The organism is Streptomyces inhibens, assembly GCF_022221585.1.
Lineage (GTDB): Bacteria > Actinomycetota > Actinomycetes > Streptomycetales > Streptomycetaceae > Streptomyces > Streptomyces inhibens.
Genome location: NZ_CP084681.1, coordinates 3,381,295 through 3,408,079, shown reverse-complemented (window position 1 = coordinate 3,408,079; position 26,785 = coordinate 3,381,295). Strand labels below are relative to the sequence as shown.

The following is a 26,785-nucleotide window of genomic DNA, read 5'->3' as shown; positions in this document are numbered from 1 at the left end:
GGCGGCCGATGCGGGACCCTGCAGATTTCGCCGGTGTCTTTGGTGACCACTACGCAGGTACCGCCCGGGCTCCTGGGGCGTTGGGGTTCTCCTGTCGGCGTGGTCTTCGGGTGGGGCGCGAGCTTTGCGTATACGAGGTATCCGATGTCGAACTCGCGGATCCTGAGCGGGGCCGGAGTGCCATCCGGCCAAACAGGTGCGTACTCCGTGCGGGCAATCTCCAGAGCTTCCTCGACGTTGGTCGGTAGCGGTCGATCGGGCCGGTCGGATCCTGGGGGGTTGGGTGACGTCATGCGTTTTCCTCGCTGTCCCGGTCAGTATTGTTCTTCAAGGTCAATGCTCCACACACCTGAATCCGTTCCGGGTTCATCGATGCTCGACAAGGCGATCTCCAGGTCCTCTCTGATCGCCTCCAACTCGACCCGGCCGGCAGCCATCGCCAGCATGCACCGGCCGAGAAGGTATGTCTGAAGCAATTCGATAGAGGTGCAGAGGCTGCCGGCGATCAGTATGTTGCCTTCGTCTTCCTCGGAAGGATCTTCCGGCAACAAGTGGACTTGCCCGCTGGGGCCATGGAGAGCAACGTCCTGCCCTCTCCACATGCCGATGCGGTAATAGAGCCCGGGCGGGTCCCACGCCAGGACATCGTCCTCGTCGGACGTGCCCAGTTGGGCGAGCGCGTGCTGCTCATCGAGCGGTAGTAGAGCCATTGCCGCGCCCTCGAATGCGGGAAGCCCGGTCTCGGTGAGGACACGGCGGGTCTCTGTGTCAGCCAGACCGTCAGGGAGCGATTCAGCAGCGCAGCGCCGTACGATCTGCGGCTCGAACAGTTCAGGCCAGAGGAGCCCGCCACCACTGTGGGGCTTCTTGCTCAGAGCGCAGAGGTAACCGGCATCCTTGAACATGGGCTCGCCGTGCACCGTCCGGGGGCCTTCAAAGGCACCAGGGGCTGCCGGCTCGACGGCGAACACGCCTCCCGAACCGGCGACCACTACGACGTTGCCGGCCTTGAGCGAGCCGGTGAGGAAGGCCGGCTCCTCGACGTGTTCGAGCAGGTCGTCCCAATCGGGAGTGACACCGCTGTCCTCGTCCGGGTGCCACAGTGGTTCCCTTTGCCCGGCCGTCGGCACCTCGTCTCGCCAGGGTCCGGCAAGCGCCTCACCTGTCTCTGCATCCCACACCCGGAACCGCGCGTCCCACGATCCCCGGGCGATCACGGCGGTCCGGCCCGGCCAGTCGCCCTCGGGGGCGACGGACAGCTGGGTAAGCGGGCCGGGCTGTAGGTACGAGGAACCCATTCCACCCGGTGGCCGCCAGTGTGCCCAGCGCACCCGCCAGGGGAGGATCACACCCGAGCGCTCGATTCCGGCAGCGATTTCCCTGTCGCCGCGGACCGTGCTTGTGAGGTGCAGCCAGGACGCCCACTCGCTTTGTGGGAGGGAGTCGACTCCGCTCAACCAGAGGTTCGTGGCATCGGCGGCGGGGGAGTCTCCGTCGATCCAGTACGGATCGTGGCAATCGGCCGCGTCCACGAGAGCCGTCCGGTCGAGGTGGGCCACCAGCCGGCCGTCCCGCTGAACTTCGTCGAACACTCCGGCTTGGACGGCGTGCATCGCCAGGCCATGGGCCGCATACCGGCCGACGGGGTCCGCGGAAGCCCAGCCCTGGGGATCCCGGCGCGGGGCTGCCCAGTTCCGTAGCCATTCGACGATTCTGCTGTTCACGGCCTTGAGGGCGGCCGACGGGACAGTACGGCGCATCGCCTCGGCCACCCGCTCGTCGCGAAACGCGACCGTGCCGTCATCAGCAATGGTGAGGAGCTGTGACGAGTCCTCCCACAGGCTTTCCGTAGGGGCCGGTTCCCCTTCGTATGTGCTGAGAGCCCGTGCCAGCTCTTCCCAGACAGCGACCGGAGTGCGACGAACTTCCGCCAGAGCAAGGGCTCGTAGGGCTACGTTCCCCGCGCTTCCCACATCACCGGGTGGGACCTCGTCGGCCCCTCCTTCCTCCGCCGACGCTGGGGCAAGAGTGACGATCAGGCGGTCGTGCGCCAACCTCTCGTCATCCTGCTCTCTCTCGACGAGCACTCTTGTGCGCGCGCCCACGGCCAGGTCGGAGGCCAGGAGCCGGACCACCCGACGAGGCTGTGCGGAACGACGCGTACGGCCGGCGCGCTGGGCATTGGTGATGACCACAAGTCCATCACGCACCGCGGACTCCGCCAGGGCGTCGTCCCACCCGGCACGCCGTTCCAACGGCAGGTCGATGCCGACGGACGCCATGACGCGCTCCACGATCTCCTCGGCCGTCAGATCGGTGGCGTCCACCGACACGGCTCCGGGTACCGCGGCTTTGACCTCTGTCAGTACCTGGGTACGGCCGGAGGCCGGCGGGCCGGCCAGTTCCGCCACGCGTTGAGCGCCACCCGTCCACCAAGAGAGAAGAATGGTCAAGGCTTGGTCGCGCGTCAGCCGCTGAGGGTGCGGAGTCTCGGAAGCCCTCACTAACTTTCGCGGAGAGGAATCTCGTCTCGTCGGGCGGCGGTTGGAGACGAGGGGTATGGCGTGTACGCCGTTGGGGCCGTCGTGGAGAGGGTTGTTACCGCGTTGGCCGGTTTCAGATCCCCTTCGTACCCCTGCGGACACTCGAAGGAGAACTGGAGGCACCCCGGCCACTCATCATGTCTTCCTCGATGCTGTCGGCACTGTCAGCCATGCCCCAATTCTGAACGGACGGGGGCGCCCGAACAGAGCGTGCCTGTTCGCCCTTGCCGTCACTCGTTATGGAACACGTAGGACCAGGCGGGTGCCTCGGCTCCCGCGTCATCGACGGCCGACTGCGCGATCGCCACATACTGGGGCAGCAAGAAGGCTTCGAGGTCGTTGGGGATGGTCTGCTTGATGCGGAGGCCGGTGACCCACAATCCGACCATGGTGAGGAAGTCCTCAAGGCTGCGCGCGGCGGGGAGAGCCGCGAGGTGTTCCTCGTCGGGCTCCGTCGGGATGCGGAGTACGTGCCCGGTGGGGCCGTCGACGACGAGTTCGCCGCCCATCCAGAAGCCGATCTGGAAGAACGGTCCGGACTCCTCGGCCGGGTCGACGTCGTCGGGCCAGGTGACTTCGTCCATCACCTCGAAGCGGTGGTCCCCGTAGGGGTAGAGGCCCATACCGCCTTCCCGCATATCGGGCAGGCCGAATTCCAGGAGGGTGCGCCGAGCCGCTTCGTCCGTCAGCTCATCGGGGACTTCCTCCTCTTCGAGCTCGAAGACCTCATCTTCGCCATACAGGGCGAGGAGATCTCTCGGGCCGGGCGGAGGCGCGTCTACGGGTGCGGTCCGGCCGGCCGCGGCATAGGGCCCGGACAGCATCCCCACGGTGCGGGAGCCGAAGCCGGAGAACTCTTCTCCTGCCTGGGGCTCGATCGCGAAGAGGCCGTGCAACCCCCCGAGTATCACCAGGTCTCCGACGGGCAGCGGGGGACATTCCAGCAGAGCGGGGTGTGCGCCGCGCCCCTCGGGAACACCCGCGTAGAGATCGCCGAACGATGCGGGGCGGGGGCGGTCGGCGCCGTCCGGGGACGGCCAGGAGAGGGCTTCCAGATGCTCCTCGGGAACGTCCTCTCCCTGCCAGGGAGCAACGAGCGATTCGCCGGTCCCGGCATCCCAGATCGCGGCTTCCGGACGCTTGCGTTCACAGAGACCAGCGATGGCGGGGCGGCCGCGCCAGCGCACTTCGGCCAGCCCTGTCAGCTGCATCGTCTGCGTGTAGCTCACGTGGTAGCCGCCGGGTGGCCGCCACCGCGTCCACTTGGTTTTCCACGGCAGCCGGACCCCCGACTCGGCAACTGCGGAGGCAAAGGCCGAGTCATTCCGCGCGATGGCCATCAGGTGCATCAAGGCAGCCCATTCCGACTGCCTGGGTGGGACCACCCCGTACGACCAAAGGTGGATGCCGTCGGCGGCCGCGGAATTCCCCGGGACGCTGCCGCCGTATGCACAACACGCGGCGTCCATCACCGCGGTTTGTGGAATGTTGGCGAGCAGACCGCCATGGGTGAGCAGCTCTTCCAGTGCTTCGGCCTGTACCGCATGCGCGGCCAATCCCGTCGCCGCGTAAAGGCCTTCGGGACCGGAGCGGGCCCATCCCTCAGGGTGCCGGAATTCGTGTGAGACGCGGCGCAGCCAGTCGAAGAGGTGCCGGTTGACCCGCGCGATCTCCTCGGGCGCCGATTCCTGCCGCAGCAGTTCCGCTGTCCCCTCATCGATGAAGGACACGCCATTCGGGCCCCGCTCGATGACGTCGGAACGGTCATCCAAGAGCGGGGTGAGCGCGGCTCCGGACGTGGGTTCACCGGTCAGAGCGCCGGCCAGTTCAGCCCATACCCGCATCGGAACCTCGCGTGCCTCGGCCAACGCCAATGCCCGCAGAAGAGGGGAATCCAGCGGCTGTGTCGCTTCGTTCTCCGGAAGCCGAAAGACAACCGTGGACCGGTCCGGGAGATCGCGCGGAGCGGTATGAGCGAGCACGGCCACACCACCGCCGGTGACTCCGGCGATGGTTCTGGAGATCAGGCGTTCCGGTTCGTACGAGCGCCGGGTCCGGCCCGCCCTGTGCGCATTGACGAGCAGTACGAGCCGCGCCTCGGGAAGCTGCCGCAGAGAACTCCGCCATCGGCTTCTGTTCCCGGGCGACAGATCCACGCCGAGGGCCAGCAGGACTTCCTGCTGCACCTCCTCGGCGCTGAGCCCCTGGGCATCCACGAGGACACTGCCTTCGATGTGCCCGTGAACCTCCCGCAGAACCGAGGCACCGTCCGTCCCGGACGGGTCGAGCAGATACGCGGGACGGCCGCCGGGACGACGCTCCCGCCACCAGTCGCTGACAGCGGTGACGGCTTCAGGCGGCGGGGAGCTTTGGGAGGCGTTCTCGCGGTTCGTCATTATGTGCCTACTGTCCCGTCGATCTGCCGCTGCACCATCTGAATCCTGGTCAGGGCCCACAGTTCGCCTACGACGCGCAGACGGTCGTGCACCTACTGCTTCATTGCAAGCTGAGCTTCAGTGTAGGTCTCGGAGACGGCGGTCTTGATTTCAGCCGAGGATTTATTCTGTTCCTTCAAGCTGTCGCGCACCGCGTCCTGCAGCGGATTTCGGTCTTCGTCGAACCGGTACGTTGTGCCGTAGTACACCGGCACTCCGGTCATGTCCTGGGAATCGCGAATCACCTTGGAGCAGTCTGCGTGACCCGAGGAATCGACGACATACATACTCTCTCCCTTCGAGTCGACGACTTCCAGAACGGCGTAATTCTTGGGCCAGGTACATCCCGCCCTGGAGGGAGACCCGAACCGCGCCCACCTCACCGAAGCCAACCTGGCCGCGATGTGGGCCAACTACTCCCGGCTCGGCTACTCCCGAAAGCACCCTCGCTCGGCCTGTGAAGTGACATATGGCAGAGGGTATTTGCCGGGAATGCGGACCCGTCTCGGCGACCGGCTCACCGGTCTGCCAATTCAGCCCATATCCGCATCGGCACTTCGCGGGGCTCGGCCAGGGCCAGCGCCCGCAGAAGAGGGGATTCCAGCCCTTCCGCGGTCTCGCTCTCCGGCAGTCGAAAGATCGCCTCGGACCGCTCAGGGAGGTCGCGCGGAGCGGTATGCGCCAGCACGGTGACATTGCCACTGTTCAGGCCCGGGACGGTTCGGGAGATCAGACGTTCGACGCGCCGGTGGACTTCTCGCAGAATCGCCCCGCCATTCGTTCCGGACGGGTCGACAAGAAATGCTGGCGGGCCACCGGGCTGCGAAGACCCTGCCACCAGTCGCTGAAGACGGTGACGGCACGTGCGGCGTGGTGAGCTTCAGGAGGTATGCCCATGCTTCGGCCAAGCCCCTTTCTCTCATGCCGGCGCGCTGGTCAGCCCTCTCACGGTGTCAGTCGTTAAGGAAGGCGTACGACCACGCGGGAGCTTCCGCGCCTGTTTCATCGACGAGCAACTGGGCGCTCTGCACGTGCTGCCGCAACAGGTAGACCTCGTCGTCATCCTCGATGACGGCCTTGAGGCGAAGGCCGGTGACCCACAAACCGACCAGGGTGAGGAAGCTCTCCAGACTGCAGGCCGCGGGCAAGGCTGCCAGATGTTCCTCATCCGGCTCTGTGGGGATGCGGAGTACCTGACCTGAGTGGCCGTCGATGACCAGGTCGCCACCCATCCAGAACCCGATCTGGAAGAGCGGACCGGCCCCTTCCGGGGCGCTGATGCCCGACGGCCAGGAGACCTGTTCCAAGGCTTCGGGCAGCCGGCCGGCCCATCCCCAGGGGTAGATCGCCATGCCGCTCTCATCCACAGCGGGCAGGCCGATGTCGGTGAGAGTGCGCCGGGTTGCCGGGTCGGTGAGTCCGGTGGGGAGTTTCCCTTCTCCGAACTTCCGGAACTCGTCGGCGCCGTACAACTCGATCAGGTCCGCCGGACCGGGCGGTGGTGCGTCGACGGGCGTCGTTTCGTTTGCCGCCACGTACGGGCCGGAGAGGGGACGCACTTCAGGTGAGCTGGTCCCGGTGAAGGCTTCTCCTGCCGCGGGCTTGACGGCGAACAGGCCGCCGACACCACCCAGGACGGTCACCTCCTCAAGGACCAGCGGGGGAGCGGCGAGCAGCAGGTCGTGGACCGCAGGCTCGTCCGGCATGGCTTCGAAAAGCTCGTCAAACGTCGTGGGTCCCGAATCTTCCTCTTCATCGGGCCACGACAGGTCGGGAAGGTGCTCCTCCGGAATGTCCTCTCCGTACCAAGGCCCGGCCAACAGCCGGCCGGTGAGGGGGTCCCAGAGAGTCGTGGACTCGTCGGCGTCGTAGAGGCCGGCAATGGCTGGTCGCCCTTGCCACTGCACTTCGGTCATGCCGTCGCAGGCGCGGAATGAGAGGTAGCGATGGTGGTAGGCACCTGGCGGCCGCCACTGCGTCCACTTCGTCTTCCACGGGAGGTCCACGCCCGAAGCGGCGATGGCCGAGGCGAACGCGTCATCGCCGCGTGCGGTGGCCATGAGGTGCAGCCAGGCAGCCCACTCTCCTTGCGCGGCCGGAATCATGCCGTACAGCCAAAGGTAGGAGGCGTCCGCAGCGGCCGAGTTGCCGGGAAGAGTGCCGAAGCTCGCACAGGCAGCGGCGTCCAGCAGCAAGAGCTGGGGGACGTTCGCCATTGCCTGCCCGTCCTGGAGCAGATCACCGAAGACCCTCGCAGGCCCTTCGTAGTCTGCGGGAATCCCCTGGTAATAGCCGGCACGTGCGGCATGCATGGCAAGTCCGGTCGCGGCATAGGCGCCTTCGTGGCCGTGCTTGCTCCACCCTTCCGGGTGCTGGAACTCCGGCGAGATGTCACGCAGCCACTGGACCATGTGCCGGTTGACGTTTTCGACGTCCCGCTCACCGGCACTGCGGCGCAGTTCTTCGGCGAGGCTTTCGTCCGTGAACCGGACGCCGCTCTCGTCGGAGGCAAGCTCGGCCGGAAACTCCGCCAAGACCTCCAGAAGGGCTGCCTCCGTCAGCTGTTCGCCGGTCAGCGCGGTGGTGAGCTCAGCCCACATGCGCAGGGGCACGACGCGCGGTTCCGACAGGGCCAGCGCACGGACAGGCTGCGGCCAGTCGCGATGCGTGGACTCAGGCCCCGCCACATGCACCGCGACGGGTGCGCGTACGGAGCGCCGCAACGGCCCGCTGTGAACGACCAGTCCAGCTTTGCCACCGCTCAATCCCTGAACTGTTCGGGAAAGGAGGCGTTCCGGCTCGTACGAGAAGCGAGTGACTCCTGCCCGATGAGCGTTGATGATGAGGACGAGCCGAGGCTCTTCCAGTCTCCGCACCGACACGCGCCAATTTCGACGGCTGCCCGCAGAGAGGTCAACGCCAAGAACCCCGAGTATTTCGGTGTGCAACTCTTCGGCGGTACGCCCGGTGGCATCCAGCAGAACACTACCGGCGATGGTGCGGTGGACCTCACGCAGAACCTGGGCGCCGTCGCGCCCTGAAGTATCCGCCACATGGATCCACTTGCCGCCGGGGCGCTCATCCCCCCACCACTCGGTGATGAGGGAAACGGCATCCTCGCTCGACGTGATGTTCGGTGACCGTTCCTGGTTGCCCATTATGCCTCTACTGACGTCCCTGCTTGCTTGCGATTCAGCATCGAGATTCGGGTGTGCGCCCAGAGTTCACTGATGACGTGCAGATGGCTCTCCATCTCCGCCGACATCTCTGTTTCATTGTCCGAGCGTGTTTCCTTGACCCGAGTATTTATCTGCGCGTCAGTGAGCCCCTCCTTCTTGAGTTGCTTCTTCAGATCCGCCTCGGAGAGGTGGCTGTTCTCCTCGATGAATTTATCGCGATTGGCCTCCAGCTCGGCGCGCTTCTCTTGCTGTGCCTCAGCGCGTCCATCGGTGTCCTCGCGATATGTGGTGCTGTAATATACCGGAATCTTCTGCTCGGCCAGTGCCTTGCGCAGCTCCAGCGAGCAGTCAGCGTGCCCCGGGCTCTCCTTGGGGGTTCCGCACGGCTCTCGCTCGGTGTAGAGCCCGGCTATGGTATAGCCCTCCTCCCCCTTGGTTGCATTGAGGCGATTTATCCACTGGAGAATGTGTCGCTCGGAATGGCGCGGAGTTGCTCCGTCGCTCTGGGCAGGAACTGACGAATCGACAATGTATGTGCTGTTGCCGTCGGAGTCCACGACTTCCACAACGGCGTAGTTCTTTTCGGAGAAGTCGGGGACATTGTCTTTTGCGTCTTTGAGGAGCGTCGCGAAGCGCGGTGTGATGTTTGCCTTGTCCGAACCCGTTTTTGCTCGCTGGAGGTCCTGCATCGCCTTGTAGGCCGCGCTTCCCTTTTCGCGATACTTCGGCGGTATGAGGTTGGCTTTCCCCTTTCCGCTTGCCGTATTCGCTCGGCGGGCGGCGGCGGCCGACTCGTCGAACTCCGTTGCCGGATCTTCCCGGTCCTTTTGCTGCTGCCGCGCCGCACCCTTGTAAGGCGTCTGGCCGTCGGGCGCGCGCTCGGGGCTGCTTCCTACGCTGTTGTTCGCGTGGAATGCCAAGCTCATGCGGGCCACGGTGGCGATGACGACATGCCGATGGCCGTCATTCATGCGCGAGAAGTCGGGGCCGAGGATTTCTCGGAGTTCCTTCTCCGTGAAGGCGGTCGGAGGTATGTCCTTGTCCTTGACGGCATCCCGTGCGGCCGCGTGATCCTGCTTTGCCTGTTCGTACTTCGCGGTGGCATCCGCCACCGCTTGCGCGTTCTTGTCGCTCGGGTTCTCGTCGTTTTCCTTGAGTGCCTTCGCGTGCTCCGCTCGGGCGTCGTGGAGAGCATTCCTGGCATCCGCGACGCCTTGCGTGACGTCCACGTAGGCGGCTCGCCTATTGGCGGCCACCTCCAGGAGGTTGGCCAGGCGTCCGTTTTTCGCCCATTCGCGCAAGTGTGTGTAGGCAGGATTATCCGCAGGGTTTTCGGGGTGCAACTCGATCCTGTGGACCGGGGTGCCGACGCTTTCGTGCTCCCGCACCAGACCCTGGGACGTGTCGGGTGGACGGTTCGAATGCTTCAGGTCCGACGCTTCAGGCTGCGGAAGCTTTTCGTTGCGTGCTTCGCGCGACTCACTTGCAGTCTGGTGGTGCGGGTCGTCGGCATCGGGCATGTCCACGTCGGAGGTGTTGTCCGGCGTGTAGTCGTTCGGCTTCTGATGTTTCTGGGCGGCTCCCTCGTCGATCTCCATGTCGTCGGGGGAGAGCTTGTGCTTCTTGCCGTCGCCACTGCCGGCGGGTTCGGCGGCCGGTCGGCGGTTGTTGTTTGCCGCGTCCCGGGAGGGAGTGGCCGTAGTGCTCGGGGCGGGTTGGCGGTTGGGGTTGAGGGGGATGGCGTGGACGCCGTTGGTGCCGTCGTGGAGGGGTTTGTTGCTGCGTTGGCCGGTTTGGGCGTCGACGTAGGTGATTTTGCCGTTGTGGTTGACGACGTTCCAGGCGTGGGCGCGGCCGTTGCGGTCCTGGGTGACGATGACGGCCTGTGAGCCGTGGCCGGAGTTGCGGAGGTCGTTTTCGAGGCGGTTGAAGGCGTCGCGGCCGTTGCCGTAGTCGTTGAAGCGTGCGCCGAGGGTGTTCTCGATGCGGTCGCGGCCGTTGTTCTCGCCGCGGTCGGAGGGGGTGCCGTCGGGGTTGGTGTCGGGGGTGCGGTGGGCGGCGGCGGTGGGGTTGCCGGAGTAGGTGTCGGCTGCGGCCAGGGCGGCGTCGACGCAGTTGTTGTTGCGGCCGGGGGCGTCGGGGCCGGGGTCGTTGATGGAGTTGACCCAGTCGCCGTCGTCGGGGTCGGGGTGGCGTTGTGGTTCGCCGTTCTCGTCCGTGGGGATCGAGTCCTCGACGTGCTGTTGGTGCTCGTCGGTGGGGCCGTCGAGGCCACCGGGGCGCTCGCGGTTGCGGGTTTCGGAGGAGGGGGTGGGGTCGTCCTGGTCGGACCGGTCCGAGTGGTCGGAGCGGTCCGAGTGGCCCGAATGATCCGACGGGTCGCTGTGGTCGGCCTGTTCGGTGTGGTCGGCCTGGTCCGGGTTGTCGGACTCGGCCTTGTGCTCCGAGGGGACCTCATTGCCTTCGGCGTTCTCCTCCGGTCGAGAGGAGTCGTCGGGGCGTTCGGCGTGGTCGGAGCGTTCGGCGTGGTCGGAGCGTTCGGCGGCGTTGTCCGCAACGTGATCGGGGGATGTCCCCGGATCGTTGGGCGCCTGGGAGTCCGTCGTCTCCTGGGCAGGCTGACGGCGGTCCGTGTCGGGGCGCGGGGTGACGTCGGTCGCGTCCGTCTCGGACCGGTTGTCCGGACGCTGGGCGTCCGGGGTCGGTGATCCGCCGGCCGCGGTGTCGGGGGCTGCTGCCGGGTGTTGGGGGTTCTGCGGGGCCTGCTGCTGGTACGGGTTGTGGTTCTGGGGCTGCTGGTGAGGCTGCTGTGTGTACGGTCCCGGCTGCTGCTGCTGCTGCTGCTGCTGCTGCGGCTGCGGCTGCTGCTGTTGCTGTTGCTGGGGCTGGGCGTACGGGCCGGGCTGCTGTTGGTTCGGTTGCTGGTACGGCCCGGGCTGTTGCTGTTGCTGCGGCTGCTGGGTGTAGGGGTTCGGCTGTTGCTGCGGCTGGGCGTACGGATTCTGCTGCTGGGGTTGCGCGTACGGACCCGGTTGCTGTTGGTACGGGCCCGGTTGCTGCGGCTGGGCATACGGGTTGTGCTGCTGTTGCTGCTGGGGTGCCGGCTGCTGGGTGTACGGGCCCGGCTGCTGCTGGTGGGGTTGCTGGTACGGGCCGGGCTGCTGTTGCGGCTGGGCGTAGGGGTTTTGCTGCTGCTGGGCGTAGGGGCCTGGCTGCTGTTGGTGGGGCTGTTGGTACGGCCCGGGTTGCTGTTGCTGTTGCGGCTGCGGCTGCGGCTGCGGCTGCGGTTGGGTGTACGGGTTCTGCTGTTGGTGTTGGGCTTGTGCCTGGGCCTGTGCCTGGGCCTGTGCCTGTGCCTGGGCTTGTGCCTGTGCCTGTGCCTGTGCCTGGGCTTGTGCCTGTGCCTGTGCCTGTGCCTGTGCCTGGGCTTGTGCCTGGGCTTGGGCCTGGGCTTGTGCCTGTGCCTGGGCTTGGGCTTGGGCCTGGGCCTGGGCTTGGGCTTGGGCCTGGGCTTGGGCCTGGGCCTGGGCCTGGGCTTGTGCCTGTGCCTGGGCTTGGGCCTGGGCCTGCGCTTGGGCTTGGGCCTGTGCCTGTGCCTGTGCCTGGGCCTGTGCCTGGGCTTGGGCTTGTGCCTGTGCCTGGGCCTGCGCTTGGGCTTGGGCCTGGGTCTGGGCCTGGGCCTGGGCCTGGGCTTGGGCCTGGGCCTGCTGTTGGTTTTGGGGGTTCTGTTGCTGTGGGGTCTGGTTCTGGTTCTGGGTCTTGGTGGGGTCGAACGGCTGGCGGTTGGCGTCGAGGACCAGGTGCCAGACGTTCTTGGCGCTGGTGTTGATGGGCTGCTGGCTGACCTTGCCGGTCTGGCTGTCGACCCAGACGACCTTGCCGTTGTGGTTGACCGCGTTGAAGACGTGGGCTCCGCCGTTGGGCCAGGTGACCAGGACCGCCGCCGCGGCGCCGGGGCCGGCGGCGTGGAGATCCTTGGCTATTTGGTCATAGCCGTCCTTGGAGTTCTGGCCGGAGTTGCGGAACTTGGCGCCCGTGTACTGCTCGATGTTGCGGGTGCCGTCGCGCTCGCCCGAAGCGCGGTCGATGCCGCCCTTGCCGTCCGGGTCGTAGGTGCGGACCCCGGACACCTGCGGGTTGCCGTACCAGGACTCCATGAAGGAGCGGGTGCAGTCGGCGCAGTTGTTGGAGCGGCCGAGGACGGTGGGGCCGCCGTCGTTCTGGAGCTGGGCCCAGGGCTGGAACGGGTCGTTGAAAGCCCGTGGGGTGCCGTCCGGGTTCCGCGGGAAGTTCGCCTCCAGGGCCTGCTGGTCGTGGGGGAAGGGCGAGTACAGGCCGCTGGGCTGGTGGTTGAGGGTGACCCGCACGTCGAGGTGGCTCGGGCGGTTCGAGGGCTGCGGGACCGGCGCCTGCTGCTGTTGCTGCTGCTGGTCCGGGGTGGGCTGGGTCTGGTTGGGGTTCTGGTGCTGCGGCGTGGGCTGCTGGTGGGGAGCCTGCTGCTGGTGAGGTGCCGGCTGTTGCTGCTGTTGCGGCTGCTGGTTTTGGGGCTGGTGCTGTTGGGGGGTTTGTTGCTGCGGGTGCTGTTGCTGGGTGGGTGTGGTGCTTTGGAGCGTGGGCTGCTGCTGGTGCGGTTGCTGCTGCTGTGGCGTCGGCTGCTGCTGCGGCGTGGGCTGCTGTGGCGTCGGCTGCTGGTTCTGGTGCGGGATGTTGGGGTTCGGCGCGCTGGGAGCTTGGGCACCCGGGCGTGACGGGGCCTGCTCGGGGCCGTCGGCCTGGGGTCGGTCCGAACGGGTGGGGTCAGGCTGCTGCTGCGTTGTGTCCGGGCGGGGCGAGTCAGGGCGGGGCGAGTCCGGGTGCGACGAGTCCGGGCGGGTGCCGTCGGGGCGGGATGAGTCCGGGCGCGGCGTATCGGGGCGCGTCTCGTCAGGACGGTTGCCGTCCGGGTGGGTTGCGTCAGGACGTGTCGCGTCCGGGCGGGTGCCGTCGGGGCGTGTGCCGTCGGGACGTGCCCCGTCCGGGCTGGTCCCGTCGTGCCGTGTGTCCGACGGGTTCTGCTGGGGGTGCTGCTGGCGGCCGTCGCCCTGGCCCGGGGTGTCGGGGCGGGTGGGGTCGGTGTCGTGGAGGGGGCCGTCGAGGCGGGGGTTGTGCGGGGGGCGCTCGGGGGTGGGCTGCTGGGTGTGGTCCTGGACGATCTGTGAGCCGTCCGCGCGGCGGTTGTTGCCGGGGGGTGTGGTGGGTGCGTCGCGGCGCGGGCCGTCCAGGCGGGGGTTGTACGGGGCCGACGTCTGGTCCCTGCGCGGGCCGTCGAGGCGGGGGTTGTAGGCCGGGGCGTCGGGGCGGGGTTGCTGGGTGGCGTCGTGGATGGCCTGGGAGCCGTCGGGGCGGCGATTGGTGCGTGCAGAAGCGGTTCCGCCGTTGGAGTTGGACGGGGTGCCGCTGCGGGGCGCGGTGGGCGCGGTGGGGGTGGTGGCGCCGCCCTGGGGTGGCATGGCGCCCATCATCGGGCCGCCGGCCTGGGGGGAGTTGGGCTGCGCCTGTGGGGGCGTGGGGGTGGAGGGCGCGTTGGTGCCGGGGTCGGCGGTGTGCTGGGTGGGCGGGGGGAGGGTGGCGGTGCCTGCGGACTGGGTGGCGACGGTGGTGTCGTCGGCGTCCACGGTCGGCATGGGGTCGCCGGGGGCCGGGTCACGCTGCTGGATCGGCTGGCCGGACGAGGGCGTGTGGTGTACGGGGGCGCCCTGGGGCGGCGTGCTGACGTGCGGCATCGAGGCGCGGCCGCCGCCACCGGTGTTGCTGGAGTTGTCCCCGTTGCCGGAACCGTTGCCGGATCCGTTGTTGGTCCCGTTGCCGGTTCCGTCGCTGGAGTTGTCGCCGTAGGAGGGCGGGTTGCCGGCTACCGGGTCCGGGGTCGGCGAGGGCGTCGGGGTCGACTGGGGCGCGTCAGGGTGCGAAGTCCCGCCCTCGTGGGGGGAGTTGCCCGGCGCGGGGGCGGGGCGGGCGGCGTCCGGAGCGTTGTCGGGGGTCGGCTGGGTGCTGACCGAGTCCGTGTCCGGGCGGGCGGCGTCCGGGGTGGTGTCCCGGGTCGGCTGGGTGCTGATCCCGTCGGAGTCGGGGCGGGCCGAGTCGGGGGTGCGATCGGGGGTCGGCTGGGTGCTGACGGCGTCCGTGTCCGGGCGGGCGGCGTCCGGGGTGGTGTCCCGGGTCGGCTGGGTGCTGATCCCGTCGGAGTCGGGGCGGGCCGAGTCGGGGGTGCGATCGGGGGTCGGCTGGGTGCTGACGGCGTCCGCGTCCGGGCGGGCGGCGTCCGGGGTGGTGTCCCGGGTCGGCTGGGTGCTGATCCCGTCGGAGTCGGGGCGTGCCGAGTCCGGGGTGTTGTCGGGGGTGGGCCGGGTGCTCGCCGAGTCGGAGTCCGGGCGGGAGGCGTCCGGGGTGGGGCCGCCGGAGTCGGGGGTGCCCGAGTCCGGAGTGCCGTTGGAGTCGGAGGTGTGGGAGGCCCCGTACGGGCTGTCGTTGCCGCCCGAGTAGCCCTCGTCGAACGGGGAGCGCTGGTCCGGCGGCGGGAGGGGCTGCGCGTCAGGGACGTTGTGCGGGGTGTCCGAGCCGTTCGGGGAGTTGTCGTTCGGGGAGTTGTCGGAGGAGGGGGAGGGAGAGGAAGGGGAGTTGGTGTCGGGGCCTGGGCTGTCCGGGGTGCCGGAGGCGCCGGTGTTGTCCGAGGCGCGGGGGGTGTGGCTGGTGGAGCCACCGCCGTCCGAGCCGCCGCGGTTGCCGTCGCTGCTACCGCTGGAGTCGTTCGACGTGCTGGACGAACCGCCGCCGTCGGAGCTGCTGCCCGAACCGCTGCCGGTACCGCTGCCGGAGCCGCCGTCGCCCGCACCACTGCTGGAACCGGAACCGGAACTCGAACCACCGCCGGAGCCGCTGCCGGACCCGGACCCGCTGCCCGAGCCTCCGCCGTCGCTGCTGCCGCTGCCCGAACCGCTGCTGGACCCGCTCCCCGAGTTGCCGGAGCCTCCGCTGTCGCCGTCGCCGCTGCCCCCGGAGTCGCTGCCCTCGCTCCCGTGTCCGGCCGCGCTGTCCAGGCCGTGACGGGCGTGTCGTCCGGCCCGGCCGCCGGCGCCGTCGCGGAGGCCTTCGCCGAGGGTTTCGCCGGTGTTCTTGATGGCGTCGGTGGCGGCTTTCTGGCCCTCCTTGAGGGTGCGGCCGGCGTTGTAGCCGTTCTGCGCGCCGAAGTTCTGGTTGACGGTCTGGGCGATGATGTCGGAGACCATGGCCTCCAGTGCGGAGATCACCGGCTCCTTGGCGGCCTCCAGGATGGTGTCCAGCAGCTGCTTGGCGACCTCCTTGAGGATCTTGCGGATCACTTCACGGGTGGCCAAGGTCGCGGCCGCGCCACCGATTTCGGAAAGGCCGAGGGTGAAAGGCGCCGCGACCTGTGCCGCGATGATTTCCGCGGCCAGAATCGCCAGCTGGACGATCACGGCGACCTTCATGCCGATGACCAGCATCGCGGCGGCTTCCAGCGTGAAGGCGATGACTTCGGCCGCCTCGCGGGCGTCGTTGAAGTAACCGGAGCCGCCGGAGAACTTCTCCCAGGTCTTGCTGAAGCCCTCGATGGAATCGCCGTAGTTCTGGCTGAGCACATTGGAGGCGTAGGTGGTGCCCCGGGACTGGTGGCCCTCGACCTCGGCTGCGAAAGTGCGCCAGACCTGGGCACATTCCATCAACTTGTCTTCGTCTGCGTGCGGCCAGTTGAAGCCGAGCATATCCAGGACCCACTCAAGTGGATCCGGCAGCATGACAGACAAGGTAGAGCTCCCCCGTGAAAAAAGTGCAATTTGGCGTGGTGTGGACGGAGGCCTTGTGAAAAGGCCTCCACGTCAAAGACTTCGGAACCGACCGCGAGCCTCAGCCGCTGGTGGGTCTCCAGGCGGTGCGGATCACCTGGGGGCCCTGTTCCTTCGTCGGGTCCTGCCACGCCTGCTTGTTCTCGACGTGCTGTTTCATCAAGGACTCGCTGAAGTCCTCGCCCTCCGCGTAGTTCTTGGACATGGAGGTGAGCGCCTTGCCGATTTCCTGGAGTTTCGAGGAGAGGTGGCCCATCGACTCGTACATGCCGTCGCGCACACCCTCGTAGGCGACACCGAACTTCTCGCCGATGTCGTCATCCCCCCACGGCGGGGCGCCGTCCTTGCTGTCGAACGTCGTCAGACCGCTCCAGAACTGCTGGCCGAACGACTTCTCCGGCGGCGGGGGCTGGTTGTCCCCCTTGCTGGGCGGGCCCGCGCCCAGCGCGCTCAGGCCGTCCATCAGCCGCGCGACCGAGGTGTAGAAGTCCTCGCCGAGCTTGACGAAACTGGTGCCCTCAGCCTTGAGGGACTCCACATCCGTCTGGAAACCGCCTGCCCCCACAACATCCCCCATGTTGGTAATGGTTACTCAACGACATATACAAGCCAAAGCTTAAAGCCGGGCGGTGACAGTCCGCCAGGTGGTACCGCGCGAGCCCCGGCACCGGCCGGGACACCCCCGCCGGCCCGCCCGGCTTCAGGAGCCGCTCGGCCGGTACCAGCGGTGGTAGAGCTCGACCGCCTCCTCCGGGGGGAAGTTGGGCAGGAACGTGATATCGCCGTTCACCTTGGAGATGGCGACGTTGCTCCCACCGGGGTCGGACGGCGGGGCGTCGGGGTCCTCGGAGGCCGGCCAGCTCGCGTGCACCAGGTAGGCGACGTCGAATTCATGGACAAACAAAGCAGACGGGCCGTCGGGCGAACCGACCTCGGGGAAGTGCTGCCGGCCGATCTCCAGGGCTTCGTCCTGGCTGGTCGGCACCGGCTTCGGCGCGCCGTCCTCCGCGCCGCCGTGCGGAGGAACCGGAGGGACCGGGGGCGGCGTGGGGGGCTGGCCGGGATTGCTGCCCGTCATGCCGGGGTCTGTCATGGACGCTGCTCTCCTTGGCGCTGATCTTGGCGCGGGTCTTGGCCTGATCTTGTCGGTGGTGGTCAACCTAACTCACGCCGCGGAAGCCTGTTCGGTTCGCGGGAACGGCTGCCGGCCGGCCTGCCGGGGCTCAGCCGAAGAGGACCCGTGCCAGGTAGAAGTCGAGGAGCTCCGCGTCGCCGAGGACCTCGAAGGCTTCGTCGTCGGCGGGGCGGCGGCCGTAGATGAGGAGCAGGAGATCGGTCAGCGGGGCGCGGACCGAGACGGCGGCTTCCTCGGCGGAACGGCGCCAGGCGAGGGCGTCACCGGTGAGGTCGACCAGCCAGTCGGCGGCCGCTTCCGGCGGGGTGTCCGTGGCGTGGAAGTGGAGGGTGCGGCCGGGGCCGAGCAGTTCGCGCCGGTCGGGGTGGAAGTCGAACATCTCGGGGAGGGAGCCGAGTTCCATCCACTCGTCCATGGTGTCGATGGCGACGTGCTGGTCGACGGCGAAGTCCGCGCCGAGGGCCAGGGTGGCATCGCAGCGGTGGATGACGGTCTCGTGGGCCATCCGGCGGGCGAAGAAGAGCGGGGACCCGGAGGGGAGCGGGGTCCAGATCCTGGTGTCCGGGCTCGTGGCGCGGAGTGTCGTGGCCAGGAGTCCGGCGCCCTCGGTGACCCAGGCGGCGAGTTCGGACGGGGTCTGGGGGGCGTCGCGGGGGAGGGTGCGCAGGGCGGTGTCGGGCGGGGGCTCGGTGGCCCGGGTTCGCACGATCTCCTCGACCCAGCGGTGAGCCTCGCCCAAATGCCGGAGCAACTGGGCGAGGTTCCAGTCGGGGCAGGAGGGGACGGAGGTGGTGAGGGCGGTGTCTTTGGTGAGGGTGGATGCCAGCAGGTCGGCCTGGGTGACGATCTCGGTGCAGTAATCGTCGTAGCTCAGGGTGGAGTTCATGCCGTGACGGTAGAGGCCGCCACCGACATTGAGCCGTTACGACGTGCGGTCGGCCGCCTCGGCCGCCTCCAGGCGGAAGCGCAGCCGGCAGATGACCGTGTCCGTGTCCCGGCGGACCGCGTGGGCGACGACCGCGCCGCGCTGGGGCTGGAGCAGTCGCTGCCAGAGGTGGGCGGGTTCGGCCTCCGGGATGAGGGCGGTGATGCGGGTGGCGGGGTGGCCGCGCGGTCCTCGGGAGCGCCGTACGTCACGGTGGCCGCCACCACCTCGTTGCCCAGGGACACCACCGCTTTCAGGGCCTCACAGGTCAGCTGTTGAGCGCGTAGTCGAGGATGAGCGAGGCGGCGGCGACCAAGGCGGTGCGGCGGCCGACGTGGGTCCTGGCAACTGCGTACGTGCCGCCGTGGTGGGGGAAGGCGCCCGTGTCCTCAGGTGTCATTACGCTGCACTTCGACCTAGCTCCCTGAGCTGGGGGAACGCGGGCACAGGCGGGCTGAGGTCCCCCGCCCAATGCCGACTTCAACGGCCGCCTCACCACACAGGACACGGTCTTGTTGCCCGCCCATCAGCATGGGGCGAGAGCTCTGCAAGCGCGTGGCTCGCCTCAGCCTCCGCCGACGCCTGTGGCGTTGTCGCCGCCGGGCGTGGTGGCGCCGGTTGTGACGGTGGCGCCGGTTGTGGTGGCGCCCGTGATGCCGCCGTTGCCTCCGGTGGCGTTGCCGCTGGTGGTGCTGGTGGTGGTGTTGCCTCCGGTGGCGTTGCCGCTGGTGGTGCTGGTGGTGGTGTTGCCGCCAGTGGCGCTGCCGCCGGCGCCGCCGGACCCGCCGGCTCCTCCGATAACGCCGCTGCTGCCGCCGGTTCCTCCGTTGCCGCCGGACCCGCCGGTGCCGCCGACGAGGATGCTGCTGCCGCCGGTTCCTCCGTTGCCGCCGGACCCGCCGGTGCCGCCGACGAGGATGCTGCTGCCGCCGGTTCCTCCGTTGCCGCCGGTGCCGCCGACGAGGATGCTGCTGCCGCCGGTTCCTCCGTTGCCGCCGGTGCCGCCGACGAGGATGCTGCTGCCGCCGGTTCCTCCGTTGCCGCCGGTGCCGCCGACGAGGATGCTGCTGCCGCCGGTTCCTCCGTTGCCGCCGGTGCCGCCGACGAGGATGCTGCTGCCGCCGGTTCCTCCGTTGCCGCCGGTGCCGCCGACGAGGATGCTGCTGCCGCCGGTTCCTCCGTTGCCGCCGGTGCCGCCGACGAGGATGCTGCTGCCGCCGGTTCCTCCGTTGCCGCCGGTGCCGCCGACGAGGATGCTGCTGCCGCCGGTTCCTCCGTTGCCGCCGGTGCCGCCGACGAGGATGCTGCTGCCGCCGGTTCCTCCGTTGCCGCCGGCGCCGCCGACGAGGATGCTGCCGCCGCCAGTTCCTCCGGAGCCTCCGGTGCCACTGAAGATGCTGCCGCCGCCGGTGCCGCCGGACCCTCCGGACCCTCCGGACCCTCCGGCTCCGCCGACAACGCCGCTGCTCGTGCCGGAGCCAACTCCACCGCCGCCGGTCGTGGTGCCGCCGGTGGTGGCACCGGTCGTGCTGGTGCCAGTAGTGGTGGCACCGGTCGTGGCACCGGTCGTGGTGCCGGTCGTGGTGCCGCCGGTGGCGGCGCCAGACGTGGTGGCACCCGTGGTTCCACCGCCCGGCAGTGTGCAGTTCGACGGGAACTTGACGAGACTTCCGGTCTGCTTGTCGACGTGGAACGACGAGCAGCTCACGTCCGGTGTCAGGTTCGACGATTGCGCCGTAGCCTTCGTAGGCGCTGAGTCAGCGGCCACCGCGTTGATCGCGCCCGCCGTTCCGGTGAGCGTCATGGCCAGGAAAGACACACCGACCACCTGGGGAAGGCGCTTCCGGATGTTCGTCGTCATGGTGCCTGCTCTTGAGTGGATGGGCCGTGGGTACTCCACCAGCGTGGGAGGTCGACACCAGCGTGGGAGGTCGACCATGACGGCGGCGTTGATCCGGCGTGACCCTCTCGTGACGCCGCCCAGTACCGGGCGCGGGGAGTCGACATCTCGTGCAGCCGGCCCGTTCCCGGCGAGCGAGCTGATCCACCACTCGGACCGGTCCGTGCTTGACCAGGCCGGTGCAGATTTCCTTGGGCTCGGCACCGTACTTGAGGTGCTCGAACCAGCCTTGGTGCTCGTACACACCGAACACGATCAGCCGAGGCGATCAAGTTCGAAGCGGCCTGCGCCCGGAGCCCGGGCCTGCGCCTAAAGCCGTCCCGCGTGGTCGACGAGGGATGGCAGGCCCTGATCCTCCACACCCGCGTCAAGGCGGACCTGGCGCGCAGGCTCGGACTGCTCGGACTGTTCGGACTGTTCGTGCACCACGTAGCGGAACCCCCGGCCCACCCCCCCCGCCCGAGCGCCACGGCCCAGGCGCGCTCGCCCGGACGCAGGACGCCCTCCGGGCCGCCGGCTACGTTCCCGATCCGGAACGGTGGGCCGGCCCGGCCGACGGCTTGATCTCCGTAGCGGCGACCTGCGAGCGCTGCGAGCCGCCGCGCGCGGGGTCCGGTGCCGACTGCTCGAACACCGGACCCCACTGATCCGTCGCCCTGTGCCCGCTCCCCCTACGGCTCTACTGCCCTTGGGGGAGCGGAGGAGGCTGGCATGAGCGAGTGGATCAGGTCATAGCACGCGGCGACGCTGATGCCTCAGCCGATGGTGGCGCCGGTGCTGGTGGCACCGGTCGTGCCTCCGCCTCCGCCTCCACCGATGGTGGCGCCGGTGGTGGTGGCACCGGTCGTGCCTCCGCCTCCGCCTCCACCGATGGTGGCGCCGGTGGTGGTGGCACCGGTCGTGCCTCCGCCTCCGCCTCCACCGATCGTGGCGCCGGTCGTGGTGGCACCGGTGGTGCCGCCTCCGCCTCCGCCGATGGTGGCGCCGGTGGTGGTGGCACCGGTCGTGCCTCCGCCTCCGCCTCCACCGATCGTGGCGCCGGTGCTGGTGGCGCCCGTGGTGCCGCCTCCGCAGAAGCGTCCGCTGACGACGACGCCGCCGATGATGCAGAGGCGTCCTCCGCCGATGGTGGCGCCGGTGGTGGTGGCGCCTGTCGTGCCGCCTCCGCCTCCGCCGATCGTGGCGCCGGTAGTGGTGGCGCCCGTGGTGCCGCCTCCGCCTCCGCCGATGGTGGCGCCGGTGGTGGTGGCGCCTGTCGTGCCGCCTCCGCCTCCGCCGATCGTGGCGCCGGTAGTGGTGGCGCCCGTGGTGCCGCCTCCGCCTCCGCCGATCGTGGCGCCGGTAGTGGTGGCACCTGTCGTGCCGCCTCCGCCTCCGCCGATCGTGGCGCCGGTGGTGGTGGCGCCTGTCGTGCCGCCTCCGCCTCCGCCGATGGTGGCGCCGGTGGTGGTGGCACCCGTCGTCTGGCCCGGCACCTGTAGTGCCGACGATGTGGCCGTTGTCTGAGGCGCTGCATCAGCGCCCATCGCGGTTATCGCACCCACCGTTCCGGTGAGTGTCACGGCCAGGAAAGACGCGCCGATCACGTGGGGTATGCGCTTCCGGATGTTTGTCGCCATGATGCCTGCTCCTGAGTGGATGGACCGTGGGCACCTCCAGGGTGGGAGGTCGGCCATGACCGCGGTGTTGATCCGGCGTGACCCTCGCGTGACGCCGCTCGGTACCCGGCGCGGGGAGCCGACATCTTGTGCGGTCAGCCCGTCTCCGGCGAGTTGATCCACCACGCGAACCGGTCCGCGCGTGACCAGGTCGGTGCCGATCTCGGGTCTCCGGGGATGGGGAATCGCCCCGACTTCGCCCCGACTTCGCCCCGACTTCGACGGGGGCTTCGACGGGACTTCGGCGGGACTTCGGCGGGTTTATGGCATTGGCCACGCAAAAACCCCGCCCGTTTGCTGTTTCCAGGGCGGCGAGGCCGGTCACGGACCGTGCCTGCGTACGTTCCTGCACACGTCCCGTACGTCCCTGCGCACGTCCCGTACGTTCCTGCATGCGTGCCTGCACTCGTTCCGGCGCGTGTGTCAAAGGCACGTCAGCGCTACGTCAAGGTTCGCGGGGGCCGTGTCAGCGCCGTGTAAACGCCTCCGGTGCCCCGGGTGGCCCGCTCTAGCTTCTGAGGCATGGGACGGCGACGAGGCCTGGGGCCCGAATTCACGACGGACGACGGCGACGACGCGGGTGAGACCGGCGGGGCCGGTGAGACCGGCGAGGCCCGGTCGGCGATACCGCCACCGTCGGTGGGCCATGGCGGGACGGACCACGACCGGACCTGGCTGCCCGAGTTGCGGGCCGCGCTCGGCTGTACGGCCGGGCTGTTCGCCCTCATGCTGCTGGTCGACCTCGCCAACGGGACGCTCGTGCCATGGCGGCTGCTGTGCTGGGCGGCCGTCGCGCTGGCGCTGTTCGCGATGCTCTGTCCGCCCCGGGTGACGGCCGGCGAGCACTGGCTGGCGTCCCGTGGACCGGTGCGTACCCGCAGGGTCCACACCGATCTGCTCGTCTCCGTCCGGCTCTGCGACGGGATGGCCCCGCGGCTGGTGCTGCGCGACGCCGTGGGCGGCCGGGTGGAGCTGGACCCGAAGGTCCTCACCGTGAATCCGGTGCTGTGGCACCGCCTTGACCAGGGCGTACGCCGCTCCCGCGAGCGGGGGCTGCTGCGCTGTGGCGCGGCCCCGCTGCGGGCGCTGGCGGAACGGATCGATCACGACGGCGCACGGGCCGTGTTCGAGGCGTCGGGGCTGGAGTGAACCGCCCGGCCGGCGGTGGGACAGCCAGAACAGTCAGGTCAGTCGGGTCAGTCGGGTCAGCGAGGGCAGTCAGGGTAGTCAGGGCAGCCAGGCAGATCACCCCGTCGCCGGCCGGGAGAAGTCGTGGCGTACACCGGTGAGCTGTTCCGAGGCGGCCCACAGACGCTCGCCGTTCGCATCGTTCCTGGTCCAGGGGGCGCGGTAGGACTGGGCCGGGGCGCCGCGCAATCCGCTGCGCGGGCCGATGAAGGAGTCCGGCCGCATGTGCGGGGCGGTGGCCGCGCAGAGGGTGCCCAGGGCGCCGCCGTCGGGGGACTGGGCGATCAGGCGGTTGCCCAGCTCGATGAAGCGTTCGGCGGAGGTGCGGCCCTCCATGCGGGCGCCCGCGGTCTGCAGATTGGTGGAGGCGTAGCCGGGGTGCGCGGCGGCCGCGACGACCTGCGAGCCGGCCGCGGCCAGCCGCCGGGAGAGCTCGTGGGTGAAGAGGAGGTTGGCGGTCTTCGAACGGCCGTAGGTGATCCAACGGCGGTAGGAGCGCTCGCTGTTGAGGTCGCCGAGATCGATGTCGGCGAGGGCGTGCAGCATGCTGGAGACGGTGACGACGCGGGCTCCGGGCGTGGCCAGGAGCTTGGGCAGCAGCAGTCCGGTCAGCGCGAAGTGGCCGAGGTGGTTGGTGCCGAACTGCATCTCGAAGCCGTCGGCGGTGGTGCGGTACGGCAGCGCCATCACGCCCGCGTTGTTGATGAGCAGGTCGAGGCGGTCGCCGTCGAAGTCGTCGAGGGCGGCCGCGAAGTCCCGTACGGAGGACAGATCGGCGAGGTCGAGGGGCCGGAACTCGGCCTCGGCGGTGGGGACTTCGGTGCGCAGCCGGTCCAGGGCGGCGTTGCCGCGCGACGGATTGCGGCAGGCCAGCAGCACCCGGGCGCCGCGCCGGGCCAGTTCGCGCGCGGTGATGTAGCCGATGCCGCTGTTCGCGCCCGTGACGACCGCCGAGCGGCCGGTCTGGTCGGGGATGTGGCTGGTGTTCCACCGGGTCACGCTGCACTCCTCCGTAGGGGGCATCCAGGCTACGCCTGGGGGTGCGGCGACCAGGGGCGGAGCGGCGGAGGGGCGGAGCGGCGGGCCCGGCTCCGTGCCGGGCCCGCCTTGAGGTCAGGACTTGAGGTCAGGACTTGACGAGCGTGACCTCGGCCGTCTTGTACCCGGTGTCGACCGTCACCGGGTAGTCGCGGTCATCCGCCTTGCCGATGCCGCGCACCGTCGCGGTGCCGGGCTGGAAGGTGGTGCCGGGCTCCATGCTGGCGAAGGAGACGGTCCACGGGACCGGGGCCCCGGGGGTGCAGTCGACGACCTGCTCCTCGTACCAGCCGACCGGCGTCGCACGCTTCTGGGCCTGGTCGGCGTTGCCGGCGAGGGTGATCCGGGCCGGCTTGTTGCAGGTCACGGTGCCGCCGACGGTGATCTGGCCGGTGCGGGTGTCGATCTTGCCCGTGGTGTCGAGGTTCAGGCCGACGGCCAGCTCGGCCGGCGGCTCGGCCATGCGGGCGTGGACCTCGCCGCGCAGGGGCAGCGTCGATCCGTTGCAGTACTGCTCGAAGGTGGCGTCGAGTTCGCGTACGTAGCCGTAGGGGCCGTAGGCGATGTGGGAGATGGTGAAGGAGCCGGTGCCGGTGTTGCACGACCGGTCGGTCTCGCCGAACTGGAGCTCCGGGTCTTCGGGCTTGGCGTCGGGCCAGCGCGATGCCCCGGTGAAGGTGGCACCGTCGGTCAGCTTCTGGCCGTCAGGAGCGGCCATGTGGAGGTACCAGCGCTTGCCTTCGGTGGTGACCACCGTGACGCCTACGGAGTTCTCGTCGGTGGGACCTGAGATGTCGAACATCTCGGTGGACCCGGCCGTGTACTGGTGGGACTGTCCGTCCGAGACGAACTCGCCCGGCTCGCCGCTGAAACTGAGGGATCCCGATACCGCGTCGTGGGCCTGCGCCGTGCCCGTCAGCGGGGCCGCCGCCACCGCCACGGTCATGGCCGTTGCGAGAACGGCCGCCGCGCGGGCCGCAGTGCGTCTCAGCGCGCTGCTTTTCATCAAGCTTCTCCTCCAAGGAGCGGTCCCGGTCCTGGTGGACCGGGATGCGGTCGCACATGCGTCACCGATCGTCAGGTACCGGTCAAACCGGACCCAGGGGGGCGGCCGTAAAGCTCCTCAGTGATGCAGGCGGGACGTTAACAGCTGCCAGTGACAACGGCCGCCGCTGGGGGTGATCACCGGATGCGTGCGGGTGGGGAGTTCACCGTCCACACCGCTCCTGGAGGCGGTCACTTTCCTTCGGCGAGGCGCTTGATGGCCGCGAGGCGGGTGTCCCATGCGGCGGCCACCCGGTTCATCCAACGGGCGGCGACCCCGAGCCGCTCCGGTATGACCCGGTAGCGCGCCTCCCGGCCCTCCCGGTGGCCGGTGACCAGGCCGGCCCGGTCGAGGACCCCCAGGTGTTTGACGATTGCCTGGCGGCTGACCGGCAGCTCCGCCGCCAGGACCGTGGCGGTCGCCTCGCCGTGCGCGGCGAGGGCGTCGAGTATCCGTCGGCGGGTCGGGTCGGCGAGCGCGGCGAACACCTCCGCCACGGCGTCCCCGCCCGTCACGGCGTCCGCATTCGCCCCGGCATCCGTGCCCGCCACGTCCCCGCCCGTCACGGCGTCCCCGCCCGTCACGGCGTCCGCATTCGCCCCGGCATCCGTGCCCGCCACGTCCCCGCCCGTCACGGCGTCCCCGCCCGTCACGGCGTCCGCACCCGCCCCCGCATCCGTGCCTGCCATGACGTCCCCGCCCGCCCCCGCATCCGCACCCGCCCCGGAGTCCCCGCCCGCTTCCGGGTGTGCGCCTGCCCCTGTGCCCGTCGTCATGCCGCGAGCCGCTCCGTGTACTGCCGGATGTTCTCCACCTGGCCGGACCAGCCCTCGGAGTGGCTCTCGAACGAGGCGCTCGCCATCCGCTCCTCGGGGATGGTGATGTCGGCGAAGCCGGTCTCCACGACGCGCAGATGGGTGCCGTCGCCGTCCGGGGTGAGGGTGAACTCGACGAGGGTGGAGTTGCCCTCGACCGCCACCTCGCCGGGGTATGCGCTCGCCCAGCGGTACGAGAAGTAGTGCGGCGGGTCCACCTTCACGATCGTGGTCGGGAACTGGCCGTGCTCGCCGTGGTCGAGGTGCATGATGCCGCCCGGCCGCAGATCGACCGGCGTCGGCTCGCCCTGCCCGAACCATGAGCCGACGTGCTCCGGCTCGGTGAGCACCGCCCAGACCCGCTCCACGGGTGCGGAGATGCTGATCTCGCGCTCGATGCGGTTCTTGTCCTTGCCGTCACGGGTGTCCTTGCCGTCACGGGCGTTCATGTCGTCATGGGCGTTCATGTCGTCATGGGTGTTCATGGGGTGGTCCTCCTGCCGCGCGTCCGCCGTGGCTTACGCCCTTACGTGCTACCTAAGGGTTGCACGTAAGGACGGGAGGTGCAACCAGAGGGTTGCGCATGGGTATTCCTGCCGTCAGTCCGCCGCCCGTACGCGGTAGGTCGGAACCGTGACCGACGGGTCGTCCAGGCAGTCCCCCGTCGCCAGGTCGAAACGCTGCTTGAGCAGGGGTGATGCCACGAATGGGCGGCCCGCGGCGGAGCCGGTCAGGCCGCGGGAGAGGACCTGCGCGCCGGTGAACGGATCGCGGTTGCCGATCGCGTACATCCGGCCGCCCCGGTCGATGAACAGCGCGACCTGGGTGCCGTCCGGAAGGAGGGCGGCGGCACCGCGCCCCGGGGTGAGGTCGCCCGGCGCGCAGACCGCGAGCCAGCCCTGGGGGCAGTGGACCTCGACCGTGGCGGCGACCCCGGAGGCGGCCCCGGAGGCGGCCCCGGAGGCGACCCCGGAGGCGACCCCGGAGGCGGCCCCGGAGGCGGCCCCGGAGGCGGCCCCGGAGGCGGCCCCGGAGGCGGCCCCGGAGGCGGCCCCGCGGGCAGCGTCCGGTGCGGCGGCGGTG

16 protein-coding genes and 2 pseudogenes are annotated in these 26,785 nt (G+C 69.5%); 1 reads left to right on the top strand and 17 read right to left on the bottom strand.

Going from position 1 to position 26,785, the window contains the following annotated elements; translation table 11 throughout:
• Nucleotides 1-314: 314 nt before the first annotated feature.
• From KI385_RS15690 to KI385_RS15640, 12 genes and pseudogenes are all read right to left on the bottom strand, one after another.
• Complete coding sequence (locus KI385_RS15690) at nucleotides 315-2,327, bottom strand: SUKH-4 family immunity protein (RefSeq protein ID WP_238572837.1); 2,013 nt, start codon at nucleotides 2,325-2,327, stop codon at nucleotides 315-317.
• 446 nt (nucleotides 2,328-2,773) lie between these two features.
• Nucleotides 2,774-4,939 (bottom strand): SUKH-4 family immunity protein, encoded by a 2,166-nt coding sequence (locus KI385_RS15685; protein ID WP_238572836.1) that lies wholly within the window; start codon nucleotides 4,937-4,939, stop codon nucleotides 2,774-2,776.
• 92 nt (nucleotides 4,940-5,031) lie between these two features.
• The gene (locus KI385_RS15680; protein ID WP_238572835.1) at nucleotides 5,032-5,265 is read right to left on the bottom strand and encodes a hypothetical protein; all 234 of its coding nucleotides are present in this window, start codon (nucleotides 5,263-5,265) and stop codon (nucleotides 5,032-5,034) included.
• Between the two features lie 666 nt (nucleotides 5,266-5,931).
• Nucleotides 5,932-8,136, bottom strand: a complete 2,205-nt coding sequence (locus KI385_RS15675) for an SUKH-4 family immunity protein (protein WP_238572834.1) — start codon at nucleotides 8,134-8,136, stop codon at nucleotides 5,932-5,934.
• The gene (locus tag KI385_RS43935) at nucleotides 8,136-15,950 is read right to left on the bottom strand and encodes a toxin glutamine deamidase domain-containing protein (RefSeq protein ID WP_281066865.1); all 7,815 of its coding nucleotides are present in this window, start codon (nucleotides 15,948-15,950) and stop codon (nucleotides 8,136-8,138) included. The genes KI385_RS15675 and KI385_RS43935 overlap by 1 nt, the downstream gene beginning before the upstream one ends.
• Before the next feature lie 109 nt (nucleotides 15,951-16,059).
• Nucleotides 16,060-16,575: a hypothetical protein gene (locus tag KI385_RS15665; RefSeq protein ID WP_238572833.1), complete on the bottom strand. Its 516-nt coding sequence runs from the start codon at nucleotides 16,573-16,575 to the stop codon at nucleotides 16,060-16,062.
• Nucleotides 16,576-16,698: 123 nt separating this feature from the next.
• The gene (locus tag KI385_RS15660; protein WP_238572832.1) at nucleotides 16,699-17,091 is read right to left on the bottom strand and encodes a hypothetical protein; all 393 of its coding nucleotides are present in this window, start codon (nucleotides 17,089-17,091) and stop codon (nucleotides 16,699-16,701) included.
• Nucleotides 17,092-17,221: 130 nt separating this feature from the next.
• Nucleotides 17,222-18,019: a maleylpyruvate isomerase family mycothiol-dependent enzyme gene (locus KI385_RS15655; protein WP_238572831.1), complete on the bottom strand. Its 798-nt coding sequence runs from the start codon at nucleotides 18,017-18,019 to the stop codon at nucleotides 17,222-17,224.
• A gap of 36 nt (nucleotides 18,020-18,055) precedes the next feature.
• Nucleotides 18,056-18,384 (bottom strand): annotated as a pseudogene (locus tag KI385_RS15650) (amino acid permease); the annotation flags it as partial.
• Complete coding sequence (locus KI385_RS43930) at nucleotides 18,327-18,458, bottom strand: hypothetical protein (RefSeq protein WP_281066864.1); 132 nt, start codon at nucleotides 18,456-18,458, stop codon at nucleotides 18,327-18,329. The pseudogene KI385_RS15650 and the gene KI385_RS43930, both read right to left, overlap by 58 nt.
• 165 nt (nucleotides 18,459-18,623) lie before the next feature.
• Complete coding sequence (locus KI385_RS15645; RefSeq protein ID WP_238572830.1) at nucleotides 18,624-19,919, bottom strand: hypothetical protein; 1,296 nt, start codon at nucleotides 19,917-19,919, stop codon at nucleotides 18,624-18,626.
• Nucleotides 19,920-20,713: 794 nt separating this feature from the next.
• The gene (locus tag KI385_RS15640; protein ID WP_238572829.1) at nucleotides 20,714-21,433 is read right to left on the bottom strand and encodes a hypothetical protein; all 720 of its coding nucleotides are present in this window, start codon (nucleotides 21,431-21,433) and stop codon (nucleotides 20,714-20,716) included.
• A gap of 705 nt (nucleotides 21,434-22,138) precedes the next feature.
• On the opposite strand from KI385_RS15640, the gene KI385_RS15635 reads away from it, so the two are divergent.
• Nucleotides 22,139-22,765 (top strand): hypothetical protein, encoded by a 627-nt coding sequence (locus tag KI385_RS15635; RefSeq protein WP_238572828.1) that lies wholly within the window; start codon nucleotides 22,139-22,141, stop codon nucleotides 22,763-22,765.
• Nucleotides 22,766-22,861: 96 nt separating this feature from the next.
• Here KI385_RS15635 and KI385_RS15630 read toward each other — a convergent pair whose 3' ends face one another.
• The 5 genes and pseudogenes from KI385_RS15630 to nirD form a co-directional block, all read right to left on the bottom strand.
• Complete coding sequence (locus tag KI385_RS15630) at nucleotides 22,862-23,803, bottom strand: oxidoreductase (RefSeq protein WP_238572827.1); 942 nt, start codon at nucleotides 23,801-23,803, stop codon at nucleotides 22,862-22,864.
• Between the two features lie 127 nt (nucleotides 23,804-23,930).
• Nucleotides 23,931-24,848: a hypothetical protein gene (locus KI385_RS15625; RefSeq protein ID WP_238572826.1), complete on the bottom strand. Its 918-nt coding sequence runs from the start codon at nucleotides 24,846-24,848 to the stop codon at nucleotides 23,931-23,933.
• A 230-nt stretch (nucleotides 24,849-25,078) separates the two neighbouring features.
• Nucleotides 25,079-25,384, bottom strand: coding sequence for an ArsR/SmtB family transcription factor (locus KI385_RS15620; protein ID WP_238577702.1), 306 nt, complete (start codon nucleotides 25,382-25,384; stop codon nucleotides 25,079-25,081).
• 275 nt (nucleotides 25,385-25,659) lie between these two features.
• On the bottom strand, nucleotides 25,660-26,187 hold the full coding sequence (locus KI385_RS15615; protein WP_238572825.1) for an SRPBCC family protein: 528 nt from the start codon (nucleotides 26,185-26,187) through the stop codon (nucleotides 25,660-25,662).
• Nucleotides 26,188-26,301: 114 nt separating this feature from the next.
• Nucleotides 26,302-26,604: pseudogene (gene nirD / locus KI385_RS15610) on the bottom strand (nitrite reductase small subunit NirD); the annotation flags it as partial.
• Nucleotides 26,605-26,785: the final 181 nt, after the last annotated feature.